Below are 16,669 nucleotides of genomic sequence, written 5' to 3'. Positions count from 1 at the left end.
GGTTTTTTTGTATCACCTGCAGCGGGCCGCTTACATCTCGTAACGGAAACCCAGCAGGAACTGGCGGCCGTACTCGGTGTATTCCTCGGGGAACAGGAAGGTCGGGTCGGCGCCGGAGGCTTCGCTGACCTGGGTGCGGAACGGCTCGTTGTTGACGTTGTTGACCTGGAACAGCAGGGTCAGGCCGTGCAGGCTGCTTCCTTCGGCGAAGTCGTAGCTCAACTGCAGGTCAACCACGCTCTCGGGCATCGTGAAGCGGTACTGGCGTGCACCAAACAGGGAGCTGTACTCGCCGCGGTATTGATCGCGGTAGCGTTCGCTCACGCGCGCCGAGAAGCCATGCTTCTCGTAGAACACGGTGGCATTGGCCACGACCTTGGACAGACCGGGGATGGTGTCGGTGTTGGAGCCGCCCGGGCCATCGGGATCAATCGACGACTCGGTGTAAGAGCCGTTGAGCTGCACGCCAAAGCCATCCAGTGCCGGAGTGAACAGATCGCCAGTCAACGTGGCGCTCAACTCCGCGCCCCGCATGTAGCCGCCTTCGCCATTGGCCCAGGTGGAGAAGTTGCCGAAGTTGGACACCGGGTTGTTGTTGGTGTCGTTGGTGTAGCCACTGAAATCCCAGTTGGGGAAATTCTGCTGGTACACGTAGCTCTCCAGGTCCTTGTAGAACAAGGCCAGGGCGACATAGCTGGCATCGCCCATGTACTTCTCGACCGACAGGTCAACCGCGTTGGCGCGGTACGGCTCCAGCAGCGGATTGCCACCGCTGCCGCTCCACAGGTAAGGCGAGGTGGTGCTGACGCCAGCCGAGCTGGCTGCACTGAGGTAGTTGATCGGCGGACGCATCAGCGTCTTGGCCGCGCCCAGGCGAACTTTCCAGCCATCACTCATTTCCAGCGCCAGGTTAAGGCTGGGCAGGATGTCACCGTAGGAGGTGCCGATGGTCTGGCCACCACGGATGACACCGTCGCGGGCGTTGAAGCCGGTGGATTCCTGATCGGTGTGGATGTACTGCACGCCTACATTGCCGCGCAGGCGCAAGGAGTCGCTGATGTCGATGTCCAGGTTGGCCTTGGCGTACCAGGTCATCACCTCTTCTTCGACGATGTAGTCCTTGAGCAGATCATCGTTGCTCTCGCTGACGTTGACGTCGTAGTAGCGGCCAAGCGCTGCGCGTGGGTCATACGTCAGGACATTGCCCAGGCCGAGGAAATTGAGCGAGGTCGGCGAGCGTAGATCTGCTTGATCCACCTGCATCGGCGTGCGCCCATTGCGCAGATCCGCGAAGTACACCGTCGCGCGCTTTTCCTTGGTGCGCTTGTTGTAGTTCACGCCCAGATCGTAGCTGCGCAGGAAGTCCGAGGACTCGATGTCACGACTGAACTGGAAGCGTGCAGCCTTCAGCTTGTCTTCCTGGGTGGAATTTTCCATGCGGCCATCGTGGCCGTAGTTCTGCGGATCAGACAGCAGCACGGTGGCCGGGTTGGACATGTCCGGCGTCGAGTACCAGCCGAAGCGGTTGTAGAGCGGATTGTTGAAGGTGATGTTGGTCGGGTCCAGCATGCCCGCGTAGGTTTCCAGCACCGACTGATCGCGCTCGGCGCGCGAGTAGCTCAAATCCAGGGTGAAGGTCATCGGGTCCAGCTTGTAACTGGTGTTCCAGCCCACCGAGGTCAACTTGTCTTCGCGGGTGTTGTTGTCGTTGCGCACGATGGGCTGCACGCCAACCAGCGTGCCGCTGGTGACCACGTCGCGCCCGTAGTAGGGGCTGGTGGCCAAGTTCTGGAAGCCCACCGAATTGCCGTCGTCGTTGGTGAACCAGGGGTCGTTGTTGGACATCATGCCGCGCATCAACTCGTTCTGCTCGAACTTCGAGTAGTACATGTCGACGATGCTGTGCAGGTTCTCGTTCGGCTTCCACTCCAACACGCCCATCACGCCGTCACGGGTCAGCTCGCGCGACTTGACCCAGCCTTCCCAGCCTTGCAGGGCGATGGCGTCGTCTAGGCGTCCTTCCTGTGCCGGTGCGCCCCAGCCGTTGAGCGTATTGCCATCAACCCACCACCATTCCTTGTAATGGCGTTCCTGGAACGGGGAGTTGAGACGCGCCACGCCCAGCGCCACGCCGATGGTGTCGTCGGCGAACTGATCCACGTAGGAGGCCGCGGCGCGGTAGCCCTTGTCCCAGCCACCCGAGGTGAGATCGCCCAGCGAGTTCTGTTCGGCCTGGCCGCTGAACACGATGCGACGTTCACCCAGGCTCAGCGGGCGGACCGTCTGCAGGTCGACGGTGCCCGAAATGCCCTGGCCAATGAGCGTGGCGTCGGGCGTCTTGTACACCACGACCGCGTTGATCAGCTCGGAAGGATACTGATCGAATTCCACGCCACGACTGTCACCCGTGCTGACCTGCTCGCGGCCATTGAGCAGCGTGCCGGCGAACTGCTCGGACATGCCGCGGATGTTGATCACCTGCGAGCGGCCGTCGACGCGTTGCGTCGCCAGGCCCGGCAGGCGCGCGATGGAGTCGGCGATGCTGATGTCGGGCAGCTTGCCCAGATCCTCGGCCGAGATGGCCTCGACGATCGAGGTGGACTCGTTCTTCGTTTCGATAGAGGTGGCAATAGCGGCGCGGATACCGGTGACCCGGACCGCATCCAGCGTTTCCACCTGGTTGGTCGGTGCCGGGGTGGCGCCGGTCTGCGCCGGCTGGGTCTGCGCTTCCTGCGCATGCACGCCGGCAATGGAGAAGAGGGCCAACGCGCACGCCGACGCCAGTGCGCGTCGGTGCGGTTGGGAACGGAGTTGGGTGACAGCGGAAGACTTGTGTTTGCGATTCATACGGCCCCTCTCTGACCGGCTGTTGACAGCGCTGTCATACTGTCGCCAAATGCGGAATGTCAAACGACTCGCTTATGAGCCTGACTGCGGAAACCGCAATTTCAACCTTTACAACTAATTAACGAATTCAAGCGACTCACGCGCGCTGCGACGCAGCATCCGGAGTGCGCAAAAAAATCCAGTTGTTTCGTATCACGGGGAGGGCCCGATGAATCGATCCCATGCGACGCGCGTAACGCGCCGTCGTCGTTTGCTGCTGGCGATCCTGCTTGCAGTTTCCGGCCATGCCGTCGCCCATGAACAGGGCCAGGCACGCGTGTGGCTGACGACGTCCGATCATTCCATCGCTTTGGCCGAACAGGCCGCGCTGCCGCTGACGCACGATGCCAAGGGCGAGGTGCGGATTGATGTCGACGCCTCGCAGCGCTTCCAGTCCATGGTCGGGTTCGGCGCGTCGTTGACCGATGCGTCGGCGTGGTTGCTGCAGGAACGCATGAGTCCGGTACAACGCGATGCCCTGCTGAAGGAACTGTTTGGCCGCGAAGGCAATGGCCTCGGCCTGAGCTTCAGCCGCCTGACCATTGGCGCTTCCGATTTCTCCCGCCATCACTACAGCCTGGATGATCCGGCCGATGGCAAGCCCGATCCGCAACTCAAGCACTTCAGCATCGAGCCCAACCGCGGCGATGTGATCCCCGTCGCCAAGGCCGCGCTGGCGATCAATCCGCAACTGCAGATCATGGCCTCGCCGTGGAGCGCCCCGGGCTGGATGAAGTCCAGCAACAGCCTGATCCAAGGCACGCTCAAGCCGGAGTACTACGACGCCTTTGCGCGCTACCTGATCAAATACGTGGATGCCTACGCGGCCGAGGGCATTCCGATCTTCGCGCTGACCGTGCAGAACGAGCCGGACTACGAGCCCAAGGATTACCCGGGCATGCGGCTCAACGCGCCGGCGCGCGCGCGCTTCATCGGCGATCACCTGGGCCCGATGCTGGCCCAGCGTGACACGCGCACGCAAATCTTCGACTGGGACCACAACTGGGACAAGCCGCAGGAGCCGCTCGGCGTGCTGGGCGATGCCAAGGCCAACCGTTACGTATCGGCGGTGGCCTGGCATTGCTATGGCGGCGACGTGTCCGCACAGACGCCGGTGCACGAGGCCTATCCGGACAAGGACGCCTACATGACCGAATGTTCCGGCGGCACCTGGGAACCGGTCGCCAGCGGTGGCCTGACCTTGCAGGCGCGCCAGGAAGTGATCCAGTCGGTGCGCCACTGGGCACGCGGCGTGCTGTTCTGGAACCTGGCGCTGGACGAGAACCGCGGCCCGCAGAAAGGTGGCTGCGATACCTGTCGCGGCGTGGTGACGATTGATTCGCGCACGGGTGAAGTCAGTCGCAACGACGAGTACTACGCGCTGGGCCACGCCAGCCGCTTCGTCCGTCCCGGCGCGCGCCGGATTGCCTCCACCGAGACGAAGCAGGACGTGGACAACGTCGCGTTCCGCAACGAGGACGATGGCTCGCGCGTGCTGGTGGTGACCAATTCGGCGCGGCAGCCGCGCAGCATCCAGGTCCGCGAAGGCAAGCACGCCTTCAGCTACACCTTGCCGGCACGCAGCCTGGCCACCTTTGTGTGGGCGGAGGCAGCGCCATGATGGCGATGCGGGTGCACTGATGAGCGAGTCTCCACAAGGAAGCGGGAAGCCCCATTGATGCGTACGCGGATCGAGGATGTGGCGGCAGCGGCCGGCGTATCAATCAAGACGGTTTCGCGGGTACTGAACCGCGAACCCAATGTGCGGCCGGAAACGCGACGGCGGGTGGAAGAGACCGTCGCCCGGCTGCAGTACCGGCCCAATCCGTCGGCGCGCAGCTTGGCCGGACAGCGTTCGTATGTCATCGCACTGGCCTACGACAATCCGTCGCGCAACTACCTGATGGAAATCCAGAGCGGCGTGCTGGAAGCCTGTCGCGGCGAGCATTACAACTTGGTGCTGGCGCCGGTGCTGTTCGGGCAGGATGGCTATCTGGACGACATCACCACGCTGTCCGAGCATTTTGGTCTGGATGGCGTGGTGCTGATTCCACCGTTGACCGACGATCCGGCGCTGTTGAACCGTCTGGACGAGCTGGGCCTGCCTTACGCGAGCATTTCACCGCGTGTGCATCGGGATCGGATCGGGGTGACGGTGGACGAACATGCCGCGGTCTGCGACCTCATCTCCGAGCTGATCGAGCTGGGGCATACGCGGATTGGCCATATCCTGGGACACGCTTCGCACGGCGCGCGCGACTGGCGCTATTCGGGCTATCGCAATGCGCTGGCCAAGGCCGGCATTGCCTTCGATCCCGCGCTGGTGGTGGAGGGCGAGTTCACCTTCGACTCCGGCGTGCAAGGGGCAGAGGCCTTGCTGGACCTGGCCGATCCACCCACGGCGATTTTCGCGGCCAATGACGACACCGCGGCAGGGGTGATCCGGGTCGCGCGCCTGCGTGGCTTGTCGGTGCCGCGCGATCTGTCGGTGTGCGGGTTCGATGACACGCCCCTGTCGCGACATATCTATCCGGCGCTGTCGACGGTGCGGCAACCCACCCGCGACATGGGGCGCCTGGCCACGCGCGAGCTGCTTGAGCATCTGCGCGATCCGGAAGCCGGCGCCATGGTCGCCATCCGCTACAACCTGGAGTTGCGCGACTCCATTGCGGCAGCGCCGTTGCGGAGCTGAGCGGCCGCGCCCGCCAGCGGTCCTCTGCAGCCCGCGCAAAGAAAAAGGCGCCGGCATTGCCGGCGCCTTTTCCATTTACCCATGCTCGCCCGACTTACCAGAAGCTGGCGTACAGCGCGATCAGGATGGCGACCACGCCCAGCGCACCAACGTTGAACACGCTGTCGGTCTTGTAGACCACATCGTCGGTGCGGATGAAGTCCTTGCCCTCGGCCCGCCGGGTCATCAGCGACACGATCACGGCCAGCGCCAGCGCGAGCAGGAACACCAGACCCACGCGATCGATGAAGGGCAGCGTCGGCCACGCCAGCTTGAGCACGACGGACAACACGAACGAACCAATCGCCGCGCTCAGGGCGCCGGCTTCATTGGCACGCTTCCAGAACAGGCCCAGCACGAAGATCACCACGATGCCCGGTGTGAAGAAGCCGGTGTACTCCTGGATGTACTGGAAGCCCTGATCGAAGCTGCCCAACAGCGGCTTGGCGGTCAGGATGCCCAGCAGCACGGACACGGCCGCGGCGATGCGACCCACCTTGACCAGCTTGGCTTCACTCGGCGCCGCGCCCTTGCGCTTGGCGTAGAAGTCGAGGGTGAAGATGGTGGCGACCGAATTGATCTTCGATGCCAGCGAAGCCACGATCGCTGCCACCAGCGCCGCGAATACCAGGCCCAGGATGCCGGTCGGCAGCAGGCGCATCATGGTCGGATAGGCCTGGTCGGGACGATCCAGACCCGGCGCCAGCACGATCGCCGCGATGCCCGGCAGCACCACGATCACCGGCATCAGCAGCTTCAGGAAGGCGGCGAACAATACGCCCTTCTGCGCTTCGGCGATGTTCTTGGCCGCCAGCGCGCGCTGGATGATGTACTGGTTGAAGCCCCAGTAGCTGACATTCATGATCCACATGCCGCCGATGAGCACGCTGATGCCCGGCAGATCCTTGTAGAAGGGATTGTCCTTGCTAAGGATCATCTCGAAGTGCTCGGGATGTTCCGACCACAATTTCTGGAAGCCGGCGACGATGCCGGCGCCATCGCTGATCTGATTGAGGGTCAGGCCCGCCACCAGCAGGCCGCCCAGCACCAGCAGGGATACCTGCACGATGTCGGTCAACGCCACGGCCTTGAGGCCGCCATACAGCTGGTACATCAGCGCGAACACGCCCAGCAGGGTGAGGGCGAGCATCTGATCCATGCCGGTGACCTGGTTCACCGCAATCGAACCCAGCCACATGATCGAGGTCAGGTTGACGAACACGTACAGGCCCAGCCAGAACACGGCCATCAAGGTGCGGATGCGCGTGCCATAACGCTGTTCGAGGAACTGCGGCATCGTGTAGATGCCGTTGCGCAGGAATACCGGCAGGAAGAACTTACCGACGATCAGCAGGGTCAGCGCCGCCATCCATTCATAGGAAGCGATCGCCAGGCCAATGGCGTAACCGGAGCCGGACATGCCGATGATCTGCTCGGCCGAAATGTTTGCCGCGATCAACGAGGCGCCAATGGCCCACCACGGCAGCGACTTGCTGGCCAGGAAGTAATCCTTGGCGTCTTTCTGGTGGCCGGCCTTCTCGCGCGAGACCCACTGCGCAAGGATGAAGATGCCGGCCAGATAGGCCAACACGATGGTGATGTCGAGTGCGGAGAGTTCCACTGACGGCTCCGGTTTGCGATGCAACGAAAACGATCACCGCACGGCGCCATGACTCTGGCGCGGCGAGTGATCGGCGGGATGCGACATCATCGGCTGGAGATTTCCCCCGCCAGCGATGACAGCGCTGTCAGAATACGCATCGGAGTTTCGATTGCATCGTGCGTTGCACAACGCGTGCGATTCAGCACGCAGGGTAACGGGTTGGAGCGGGTCTGCGGCGTCCGGATGGGTTTGGATCGGTCCATACGCTCGCAATCCTTGCTCTAGTCGGCGCCGGTTGCCTTGCCGGATTCCAGTGACGCGCATGCCATGACGTGGTTGTAGTCGCTGGACATGCAGCGATAGAAATCCAGGCGTCCGCCCTGCGCTGCCTGGCAATCGGCCAGCGTGGTGGTCGCCAGGCGTTCCCGGATCGGAGCGGCCGAGCGATCGAATTCCGCCGCGCTCAGGTAGCCGCCATCGCGATTGCGCTGCCCCACTTCCAACATCGTTTCCATGCCGTAGCGCGCGTTCTCCACCGCCTTGTCGCACGCCAGTTCACTGTCGCTGTCCTGCACCTTGAGCAGCTGCGTGGCGATGGCTTCGACATCTTCCCTGACCTGTGCGGGCAACTGCTTGGTTGCACTCTCCTGGCCGGCCGCCTGGTCCTGCGCCTGCCCTCCCGCCACCACGCCCAGACACACCAGCATCAGGCCCATGCGCGATGCGCGGCCGTGAGTGTTTTTCATGCGCGAAACTTCCCCGAATCGACGGCCGAGTATACGGCCTCATTGCACGCGCAAATGATCCCCGTCCAGCAGCAGGTTGCGCGCCAGTACCTCGCGCAGGGCGCGGCTGGGCGGCGCGGGTGCAGGGCCACCCAGGTGACGCTGGAACATCGCTTCCAGCAGATACAGGTAGGCTTCGCGCGTCAGCGGATTGACCAGCTGGTGGCGGCCTTCGGCATCGACAAACAAGCTGACCTGCTTGCCCTGCGCTTTCAGCTGTGCGGCGTAATGGACGACGCTGCGGATCGGCACGCGTTCGTCGTCGCCGCCGGCCAGCAACAGCACCGGTCGCCGCAGTGCAGCGGCGTTGGCAATGGGCGATTGCACGCGCAGGCGCGCGGCCAGGGCGCCATCGGCCGGATCCAGCGCCAGCAGACGCATGGTGCTCGCCATCGGCACGCCGCGTGACATTTGATCCGGACCGCGCGCGTACCAGCGCAACACCCAGCCGAAGTCGGCGGGCGGCACCGCGGCGACGCCGACCTTGAACAGCGCCGGCTGGAAGGTCACGCCCTGCAATGCCGAGTAGCCGCCGAACGAGGCCCCGACGATGCCCACCTTGCCCGCATCACCCACGCCCTGCGCCAACAGGTGGCGCACGCCCTCGACGATGTCCTGCTGCACGCGGCCGTTGCCGAAGTCGCCTCCGGCCGCCAGCAGGTAGTCACGCCCCAGGCCGGTGGAGCCGCGGAAGTTCGGCTCGAACACCACGTAGCCGCGGTTGGCCAGCAGCTGCGACTGTGCACCAAACTCGGGCCGGAACAGGTTGAACGGACCGCCATGGATGTTGGCCACCAGCGGCGCGCGGCGCGCATCCACCCCAGGCGGCAGCAGCACGAAGCCGTGCAAGAGCATGCCGTCGGAGCCGCGCCAACTCACCGGCAGCTTGCGCGCCAATTGATCACTCGGCAATGGAGTGACGGCTCGCCGCTCGTGTTCGAAACCCAGCTCGCCCAGGATCTCGTGCAGCTGGCCATTGCCCGGGTTGTACAGATACAGACGCTCGCCCTTGGCGTCGGCTTGGCGCGCATGGATCAGCCAGCGCGCGTCGGCGCCGCGACCCACTTCGATGCGCAGATCCGGTTGCGCCAGCTGGCGGCGGATGCGTGGCCATTGCGCACGCGTGCCGGCATCCAGCGGATGGCTGGCGGCGATGGTCGAACGGTAGTTGGCAAAGAGCGGTTCGCCCGTCAGCGGATCCAGGCTGACCTGCTGCAGGTCGGCTTCGCCGCGCGGATCCTGGTGCAGCGTGTCGAGCTGGCCGCTGGCCTGCAGGCGGGCCAGCCGCCCGAAGCCGGACGCGCTGTCCGTATTGAGATACACCGCCTGGCCGTCCGCGCTGCTGGCCAACAGCAGGCAGCGCTCCACGCGCACGCAGCGCAACTGCTGCAACAGGCGGGTGCCGCTGAGCCGATAGAGCACATGCTGATCGCCTTCGGCGCGCAGCAGCCAGGCCAGGCGACCGTGTGCGTCCACGGCAAAATCGACGATGGGCCGGGTGTCCTGCCACAGCAGTTGCTGCGCGCGGGTGACGTCAATCCGCAGGATCCGCCAGTAGGGCGTCTGGCGCGACACGCTGGGCGGGCTCTCCAGGATCAGCGCCGCCTCGGCGCGACTGCGATCCGCACCTGCCAGGCGTCTCACTTGCTTGCCGCTTTCGCCGAGGATCAGGCCTGAGCCCGGACGCTGGTCCATGGCGACCGCGTGGATGCCCGCCGCATCCTGCAGGAAGATCCATTGACCATCGTGCGACCACACCACATCACTCGCTTGCGTCTGCGCCAGCATCCGTTGCGGCTTGCCACCGCGCGCATCCAGTCGCCACAGCGAACGTCGCCCGCCCTGCTCCTGCAGATACGCCACCCCGCGTCCATCCGGCGACAGCCAGGCGCCGGCCATGACCGGCGTGGCCAGGAACTGCGCCCGGCTGAAACGCGGCGGGCGCGGCCGGGCCTGTTCGCTCCGCACGGCGGCGTGCAATGCGGCATCCGACTCTGCCGGTGATTGCGCAGCAGCAGCGTCTTGCAACGAAATCAACAGGAGGGCGGCGAGCAGGCTGCGGCCGCACGAACTGCGGACGCAGCGGGCCAGCGCGCGGCAACGAGGCGCGAATGGAGTCATCTGTTTCTCCTGGCAGGGCGCGCGATCGCGCCATGCGTCAATGGGTCAGGCAGTGGCCAGGGCGGCGGTCTGTGTGGTGGGTTGCCAGTCTTCGCGTCGCGGATGGATCAACCACAAGCTGACCAGCGCCGGCAGGCTGAGCAGGCCGCAGGCGGCAATCCAGGCCCAGCGCGCCGGCGGCGACAGGTCGGTGCGTCGCGTATGCCAGATGGCCAGTCCGAACGAGGTCAGCATCAGCCCCAGAGCCAGCACCGCGATGCTCGTGGGTATCGGCGGCCGCTGCTTGTCGGCGTCGGGACGATAGCCGGCAAACAGATTCAAGAGCGCGCGCTGGGTCTCGTAGATCGCCGGCGCGGGATACCAGTTCTGGAAACGCCATGCTGCGGAATAGTCCAGCTTCAACTGGCGCTGACCCACCACTTGGCTGTCACCGTCGTCACTCACGTGGATCACGCTCTGCAACGGCAGGGCGCCTTCGGCGTTGTAGGAAGCACGGGTGAACAAGAAGGAGACCAGATGCCCGTCCAGCAATTCGATCATGTCGATGCGCTGCAGATCGCCGGTCCGGCCCGGCAACGCCACGCGCTGGCGCGGTGTCAGCAGGCCGTCACTGTCGGCAAACTCGCGTGCGTCGTAGAAATACAGCGCGCGATTGCTGAGCAGGGCCACGCTGTCACCGGCCAGCTCCACATCGGTGATCTGTTCGTTGGCCGGCACTTGCAGGCGCGGGATGATCACGCGCTGCTCGCCGTCGTACTGGTACACGCTGCGCCGCGACACCAGCGTCTCGGCGGGGCCGGGCATGACCGGGTCGGCAAAGGCCGCATTCCCCTCCTCACCCAGCTCGCCTACCGCACGCTGGTCGACCAGGCTGTAGCCGACAAAGCGCATGCGGTCGTGACTGAAGACCCAGCGCAGGCGTCGTTCGTTGTCATCGAATTCCATCGGCGCCAGATTGGTGAGCTCGTTGCGCGTAGGCATGTCGCGCAACACCGGCGCGGCGCCAAACACTTCCGAAATCTGCGCCTGTTCCCGCCACAACGCCGCCTGCGGGTCGCGGCTGCCTTGCAGGCCCATGACGATCAGATCCTTGCCTTCAGCGTTCTCCGCTTCCTTCTCACCACCGGCCAGCGGCACCGCGCGATTGTTGGGATGAGAGCCTTGCGCTATCCAGACAAACTCCACGCCAAAGCCCACCATCACCAGCGCAAACCACATCGCGAACTGCAATGGCGCGGCAGTCAGCAGCGTGGCGGACAGGCCGGTCGGTGCGGCCGACAGATCCGGCTTGAAGGCGACCAGCACCATCGCCAGCAGCAAAGCCAGCAGCAGCAGCTGTATCACCACCGCACCGAGACCGGTCGCGTGGCCGAAGGGCAGGATCAACAGCAGTGCCAAGCCGGCAAAACCGTAGCGGCGGCTGGCCAACATGGCGTAGGCACCCGCCAGGTACGCACAAACCGCGATCAGCCAGGCCGAACCGCACAGAACCCAGTGGCGCCCATCCACCACCCGCGCAGTCATGCTGTCCTGCCAGCTGGCGATCACCAGCAAGGGCAGCAACACGGCGATCGCCAGGACCACGGCTGCCGCCGCGATCAAGGCAAGCGCTAGGCGTGCGTGCGGCAAGGGGCGGTGCAGCAGGTTGAGCCAGACATTGCCACGGCGGTAGCCACCCATTTGATACGCTCCCAACAGCAGGCCGGTCAGCGCGAACACACCGCCAAAGACCTGATAGACGGTCAGCGGTTGCTGCGCCAGATCCACCACCCGGGTCAGGAATCCGAGCACTACGATCTGCACCACGGCGTAGGCGAATGCCCAGATCCGGAAGCGGCCCAGTTCGGCCTTGAAGATGTCCCACATGCTGATGTCTCCTTCGCGCTCAGGCGGTGGCGGCCGTAGCCGGCGCGGCGTGGTTCTTGCTCAGGAATCCGTTGACCGCGCGGTCCAGGCTGACCGGCATGCTCTGGATGCTGCGGGCACCGCTGGCACGGAGGAAGTCGGCGAACTGCTCGTCCTGATCCAGCACCAGGTAGTGATGCAGGCCATCCAACCGTTGCAGTTGCAGCAGGCCGGGCACGCTGGCGGCGTCGGGCCCCTTGAACGGAATGTCAGCGACCCAGTGCGTTACCCGCGCACAGAAGTCTTCCGGCGCGGACATGTTCTTCAGCTGGCCGCGCTCCAGGATGATCAGGTTGTCGGCGATGCGCTCGATCTCTTCCATCTGGTGCGAGCAATAGATCACCGTGCATTGTTCGGCGGCGTTGGAATACATCAGCGATTCCAGGAACGCGCGCTTGGCCACCACGTCCAGGCCCAGGGTGGGCTCGTCCAGCACCAGCAGTTCCGGACCCTGCGCCAGCGCCAAGGCCAGGTTCAAGCCGGCGCGCTCGCCGCGCGACAGCTGGCCGACTTTCTGCTCGGGCAGCACGTAGTAGTGGCCAATGACTTCATCGAAGGCCGCCTGGTTCCAGGCGCCGTACTGATGCTTCTGCATGGCCACCACGGCCGCCACCTTCATCCAGCCGGGCAGCGTGTGTTCTTCGTTGACGAAGCCGATGCGACTGCGATCCTGCGGGCGCAGTTGCTGGCTGTCGCGACCGAGGATGCGCGCCTGCCCCGACGTGGGCGGCAGGAATCCCAGCAGGATCCGGAACAAGGTGGACTTGCCGGCGCCGTTGGCGCCGACGATGGCGTGGATGCGCCCGCGCGGGATGCGCAGGTCGAGCTGGTCCAGTGCGAGCTTGCGGCCATAGCGTTTGCTCAGGCCGATGGTTTCGATGACGCAGTCGCTATCCGCGTGCACGTTCATGGGGTGTCCGATGACCGGCGTCAGGCGGTCTTCTTGTGCGCGAGCGCGCGCAGTTCGTCTTCCAGCCGCGCGAGGGCGCGCTGGGGCGGATAGTCCAGGGCAATGATTTCGTGGACGAAGCCCTGCACGGCGTCATCCATGCGGCGTTCGCGCTCGGCCTCGCTCAGGCGTTGCCTTGGCGTGGACACGAACAGGCCCAGGCCTTGTCGCGATTCCAGCCAGCCGTCGCTGGTGAGCTCGGCATACGCCTTGGCCACGGTGTTCGGGTTGATCATCAGTTGCTGCGCCAGCCCGCGCACGCTGGGCAGCTGTGCGCCGGGTTGCAACTCGGCCGTGGCGATCTTCATGCGCACGCCATCGACGATCTGTTTGCTGATGGATCGGGCATCGCCGGTGGCGATCTGGATCATCAGGGCCTGGGTCCGGGCCATGCGCACCTCGACTGAACTGTACTAGGACAGACAGTACAGTTGGGCCGCGGCAAAGATCAACAGGCCGGCGACGAAAACCGGTTGTGCGGCGACGGGATGGGGGGAAGCGGGGACGAAGCGGGAGAGCTTCGGGCCTGAAGGCCCTGCTACTCGCTTTGCAGCTCGGCCACGAAATCGTAGGCGTCGCCGCGGTAGTACGAGCGCGTGGATTCCACCACCCGGCCGTCATCCAGGAACGCGCGCCGCTCGACCAGCAGGCCCGGGCTGCCGACCGGCAGTTCCAGGTGTCGGGCGGCTTCCTCATCCAAAGCCACTGCACGCAGGCGCTGCAAGGCGCGCTTGGGCCGGTTGCCGTAGGCCTCCAGGGCTTCGTACAGCGAGGTGGTCACGCTGTCCGGATCCGGCAGCAGCGAGTAAGGCACCAGCGTGCGTTCGATTGCGATCGGCGAGCCGTCCACATGGCGCAGGCGGTACATGCGCACCACCCCGCTGCCGGGCGACAGGTTGAGCGCCATCGATTCTTCCGGCGTGACTTCGCCGACCGTACGTTCCAGGAACTTGACCTGCGGATTGAGGCCGCGCTCGCGCAGATCATCGGTAAAGCTGGTCAGGCGCGAGAACTGGCGCAGGATGCGCTCGGCCACGAACGTGCCGGCGCCCTGGCGCTGCACCAGCAGGCCCGCTTCGATGAGCCCGGCCAGTGCCTTGCGGATCGTCACGCGGGACAAATCCAGCAAGTTGGCAAGATCACGCTCACTCGGCAGGGCCTGGCCGGGGCGCAGCACCCCCGCATCCATCAGGTTCTGCAGGGCGCGGCGCAGGCGCAGGTAAGCCACTGCACGGGTGGACTCACCGGTCTGCAGGCGCTGGTATTCATCGAACAGGGCTTTTTGCATGGGCGATAAAATACCAGTGGAAGACCATTACATGCAATATCCCTGCCCAACAACGTAATTGGCCTGTCCAGTTGGCCTAATGTGGTAGCCCGGTGGTATTGTTTCCTCTCACATTCGGAATCGAGATTCGACGTGACTGCCAAGACCCTGCCTGTCGACCCCTTCGACCTGGTGATATTCGGTGGCACCGGTGACCTGGCCCTGCGCAAGCTGCTGCCGGGCCTGTTGCGCCGCTACGCCGACGGCCAGATCCCCGACGACAGCCGCATCATCGGCGTGGCCCGCGACAAGCAGTCCGACGCCGATTACCGCGCCAAGGTCGGTGACGCCCTGTCCCGCGCGTGCGCCAGCGATGAAGTGGCCAAGGCCAAGCTGCCGGCGTTCCTGGAAAAGCTCGGCTACCACGCGCTGGACGCGACCAAGGACGAGGGCTGGGAAGAATTCGCCAGCGAACTCAAGGCGCACGGCGAGGACCGCATCCGCGTGTTCTACCTGTCGACCAGCCCCAGTCTGTTCGTCAACCTGTGCGACCGCCTGCGTGCGCATGGGCTCAACCGCGGCCAGTCGCGGGTGGTGATCGAAAAGCCGATTGGCCATGACCTGGCCAGCGCCGCGGTGATCAACGACGCCGTCGGCAGCGCCTTTGCCGAAAGCCAGATCTTCCGCATCGATCATTACCTGGGCAAGGAAACGGTGCAGAACCTGTTGGCGCTGCGCTTTGCCAACATCCTGTTCGAGCCGCTGTGGAACGCCAATCACATCGACCACGTGCAGATCACCGTGGCCGAAACCGTCGGCCTGGAAAAGCGCGCCACCTATTACGACACCTCCGGCGCGCTGCGCGACATGGTCCAGAACCACCTGTTGCAGCTGCTGTGCATGGTGGCGATGGAACCGCCTGCGGCGCTGCAGGCCGATGCGGTGCGCGATGAAAAGCTCAAGGTGCTGCGTTCGCTGCGCCCCATCGAAGCCGAAGAAATCGGCCAGCTGACGGTGCGCGGCCAGTACCGCGCCGGCGCCGTCAACGGCGCGGCCGTACCCGGCTATCTGGACGAACTGGGCCGCGAAGACTCGCGCACCGAAACCTTCGTCGCGCTCAAGGCCGAAGTGGATAACTGGCGCTGGGCCGGCGTGCCGTTCTATCTGCGCACCGGCAAGCGCCTGCCGGAGCGGGTGTCGGAAATCGTCATCAGCTTCCGCCAGATTCCGCATTCCATCTTCGAGAACAGCGCCGGCCCGGTGATGGGCAACAAGCTGGTGCTGCGCCTGCAGCCGGACGAAGGCGTCAAGCTGTGGATGATGATCAAGGACCCGGGCCCGGGCGGCTTGCGCCTGCAGCAGGTGCCGCTGGACATGAGCTTTGCCGAAGCTTTTGGCGTGCATCAGCCGGAAGCCTATGAGCGCCTGTTGATGGACGTGGTGCGTGGCAATCCCACCTTGTTCATGCGCCGCGATGAAGTGGAAGCGGCATGGAAGTGGATTGATCCGATCCTGGCCGCGTGGGAAAGCAAGCGCGAATCGCCCAAGGCCTACACGGCCGGTTCCTGGGGCCCGAGTGCGGCGGTGGCGCTGGTCGAGCGCGACGGTCGTACCTGGCACGAGGACACGGTGTAAGCGCATGACGGACTCCCCCACTCCGCCGCTGCGCGCTGAAACTGTCGCCTTCGCCGATGGCGAAACCCTGGCCGTGGCCCTGGCCGCACGCGTGGCCGAGGATCTGCGCACGGCCATCGAAGAACGCGGCGCTGCGGTGCTGGCCGTCTCCGGTGGCACCACGCCCAAGCGCTTCTTCGAACACCTCTCGCGCCAGCCGCTGGCCTGGGACAAGGTCAGCGTGACCCTGGTGGATGAGCGCTGGGTCGGCCCGGATCACGATCGCTCCAATGCGCGCCTGGTCCGCGAGACCTTGCTGCAGGATTCCGCCGCTGCCGCCACCTTCATGCCGCTGTATCGCGATACCGCCGAGCCGGAAGAAGCGCTGCCGGAACTGGAACGGCGCCTGGACAGCCTGCCCGCCGATATCGACGTGATGGTGCTGGGCATGGGCGCCGATGGACACACGGCCTCGTTCTTTCCCGGCGGCGATTACCTGGCGGCGGCGCTGGAGCCGGAAGGTCGCGCACGTCTGCTGCCGATGCGCGCGCCTGGCGCCGGCGAGCCGCGCATCACCTTCACCCTGCCGGTGCTGCGCGCCGCCCGCCACCTGTACCTGCATATCGAAGGTGCGCAAAAGCGTGCGGTGCTCGAAGCGGCGCTGGCGGGGGCCGACCTGCCCATCCGCACCGTGCTGGAGCAGGCGCCGGCCACCACGGTCTACCTCACCGCCTGAGCCGGCCGGACGGGCGCGGCGGGCGCGGTCTATGCCTGCCATCGCCCTCCCTGCTTATAATAGGCACCCCGC

12 protein-coding genes are annotated in these 16,669 nt (G+C 65.1%); 4 read left to right on the top strand and 8 right to left on the bottom strand.

Going from position 1 to position 16,669, the window contains the following annotated elements; translation table 11 throughout:
- Positions 1–30: 30 nt before the first annotated feature.
- Positions 31–2,766 (bottom strand): TonB-dependent receptor, encoded by a 2,736-nt coding sequence (locus B5X78_RS09650; RefSeq protein WP_176140815.1) that lies wholly within the window; start codon positions 2,764–2,766, stop codon positions 31–33.
- A 289-nt stretch (positions 2,767–3,055) separates the two neighbouring features.
- On the opposite strand from B5X78_RS09650, the gene B5X78_RS09645 reads away from it, so the two are divergent.
- Positions 3,056–4,507, top strand: a complete 1,452-nt coding sequence (locus tag B5X78_RS09645; protein ID WP_079724185.1) for a glycoside hydrolase family 30 protein — start codon at positions 3,056–3,058, stop codon at positions 4,505–4,507.
- Between the two features lie 57 nt (positions 4,508–4,564).
- Complete coding sequence (locus B5X78_RS09640) at positions 4,565–5,578, top strand: LacI family DNA-binding transcriptional regulator (protein ID WP_079724184.1); 1,014 nt, start codon at positions 4,565–4,567, stop codon at positions 5,576–5,578.
- A gap of 94 nt (positions 5,579–5,672) precedes the next feature.
- On the opposite strand, the gene B5X78_RS09635 is transcribed toward B5X78_RS09640, so the two are convergent.
- The 7 genes from B5X78_RS09635 to B5X78_RS09605 form a co-directional block, all read right to left on the bottom strand.
- Positions 5,673–7,238: a sodium/sugar symporter gene (locus B5X78_RS09635; RefSeq protein ID WP_079724183.1), complete on the bottom strand. Its 1,566-nt coding sequence runs from the start codon at positions 7,236–7,238 to the stop codon at positions 5,673–5,675.
- 263 nt (positions 7,239–7,501) lie between these two features.
- Positions 7,502–7,966: a hypothetical protein gene (locus tag B5X78_RS18430; RefSeq protein WP_139381482.1), complete on the bottom strand. Its 465-nt coding sequence runs from the start codon at positions 7,964–7,966 to the stop codon at positions 7,502–7,504.
- 39 nt (positions 7,967–8,005) lie between these two features.
- The gene (locus B5X78_RS09625; protein WP_079724181.1) at positions 8,006–10,126 is read right to left on the bottom strand and encodes a S9 family peptidase; all 2,121 of its coding nucleotides are present in this window, start codon (positions 10,124–10,126) and stop codon (positions 8,006–8,008) included.
- A 45-nt stretch (positions 10,127–10,171) separates the two neighbouring features.
- Complete coding sequence (locus B5X78_RS09620; protein WP_079724180.1) at positions 10,172–11,992, bottom strand: hypothetical protein; 1,821 nt, start codon at positions 11,990–11,992, stop codon at positions 10,172–10,174.
- 19 nt (positions 11,993–12,011) lie between these two features.
- A complete protein-coding gene (locus tag B5X78_RS09615; RefSeq protein WP_079724179.1) occupies positions 12,012–12,941 on the bottom strand; it encodes an ABC transporter ATP-binding protein in 930 nt (309 codons plus the stop codon).
- 20 nt (positions 12,942–12,961) lie between these two features.
- The gene (locus B5X78_RS09610) at positions 12,962–13,372 is read right to left on the bottom strand and encodes a GntR family transcriptional regulator (protein ID WP_079724178.1); all 411 of its coding nucleotides are present in this window, start codon (positions 13,370–13,372) and stop codon (positions 12,962–12,964) included.
- A gap of 146 nt (positions 13,373–13,518) precedes the next feature.
- On the bottom strand, positions 13,519–14,268 hold the full coding sequence (locus B5X78_RS09605; RefSeq protein WP_079724177.1) for a GntR family transcriptional regulator: 750 nt from the start codon (positions 14,266–14,268) through the stop codon (positions 13,519–13,521).
- Positions 14,269–14,400: 132 nt separating this feature from the next.
- Between B5X78_RS09605 and zwf the strand changes: the two genes are divergently transcribed.
- Both zwf and pgl read left to right on the top strand, forming a co-directional pair.
- On the top strand, positions 14,401–15,882 hold the full coding sequence (gene zwf, locus B5X78_RS09600) for a glucose-6-phosphate dehydrogenase (RefSeq protein WP_079724176.1): 1,482 nt from the start codon (positions 14,401–14,403) through the stop codon (positions 15,880–15,882).
- A gap of 4 nt (positions 15,883–15,886) precedes the next feature.
- Positions 15,887–16,597 (top strand): 6-phosphogluconolactonase, encoded by a 711-nt coding sequence (gene pgl, locus B5X78_RS09595; protein WP_079724175.1) that lies wholly within the window; start codon positions 15,887–15,889, stop codon positions 16,595–16,597.
- The last annotated feature ends 72 nt before the right edge of the window (positions 16,598–16,669 follow it).

The organism is Pseudoxanthomonas indica (genome assembly GCF_900167565.1).
GTDB lineage: Bacteria > Pseudomonadota > Gammaproteobacteria > Xanthomonadales > Xanthomonadaceae > Pseudoxanthomonas_A > Pseudoxanthomonas_A indica.
The sequence above is the reverse complement of the archived record's forward strand: the minus strand, read 5'-3'. Positions and strand labels throughout refer to the sequence as shown.

Excerpts from the sequence above, each read along its gene's own strand:
- B5X78_RS09645 (WP_079724185.1), top strand. The coding sequence starts at position 3,056 with ATGAATCGATCCCATGCGACGCGCGTAACGCGCCGTCGTCGTTTGCTG.
- B5X78_RS09640 (WP_079724184.1), top strand. The coding sequence starts at position 4,565 with ATGCGTACGCGGATCGAGGATGTGGCGGCAGCGGCCGGCGTATCAATC.
- B5X78_RS18430 (WP_139381482.1), bottom strand. The coding sequence starts at position 7,966 with ATGAAAAACACTCACGGCCGCGCATCGCGCATGGGCCTGATGCTGGTG.
- B5X78_RS09625 (WP_079724181.1), bottom strand. The coding sequence starts at position 10,126 with ATGACTCCATTCGCGCCTCGTTGCCGCGCGCTGGCCCGCTGCGTCCGC.
- B5X78_RS09620 (WP_079724180.1), bottom strand. The coding sequence starts at position 11,992 with ATGTGGGACATCTTCAAGGCCGAACTGGGCCGCTTCCGGATCTGGGCA.
- B5X78_RS09615 (WP_079724179.1), bottom strand. The coding sequence starts at position 12,941 with ATGAACGTGCACGCGGATAGCGACTGCGTCATCGAAACCATCGGCCTG.
- B5X78_RS09610 (WP_079724178.1), bottom strand. The coding sequence starts at position 13,372 with ATGGCCCGGACCCAGGCCCTGATGATCCAGATCGCCACCGGCGATGCC.
- B5X78_RS09605 (WP_079724177.1), bottom strand. The coding sequence starts at position 14,268 with ATGCAAAAAGCCCTGTTCGATGAATACCAGCGCCTGCAGACCGGTGAG.
- pgl (WP_079724175.1), top strand. The coding sequence starts at position 15,887 with ATGACGGACTCCCCCACTCCGCCGCTGCGCGCTGAAACTGTCGCCTTC.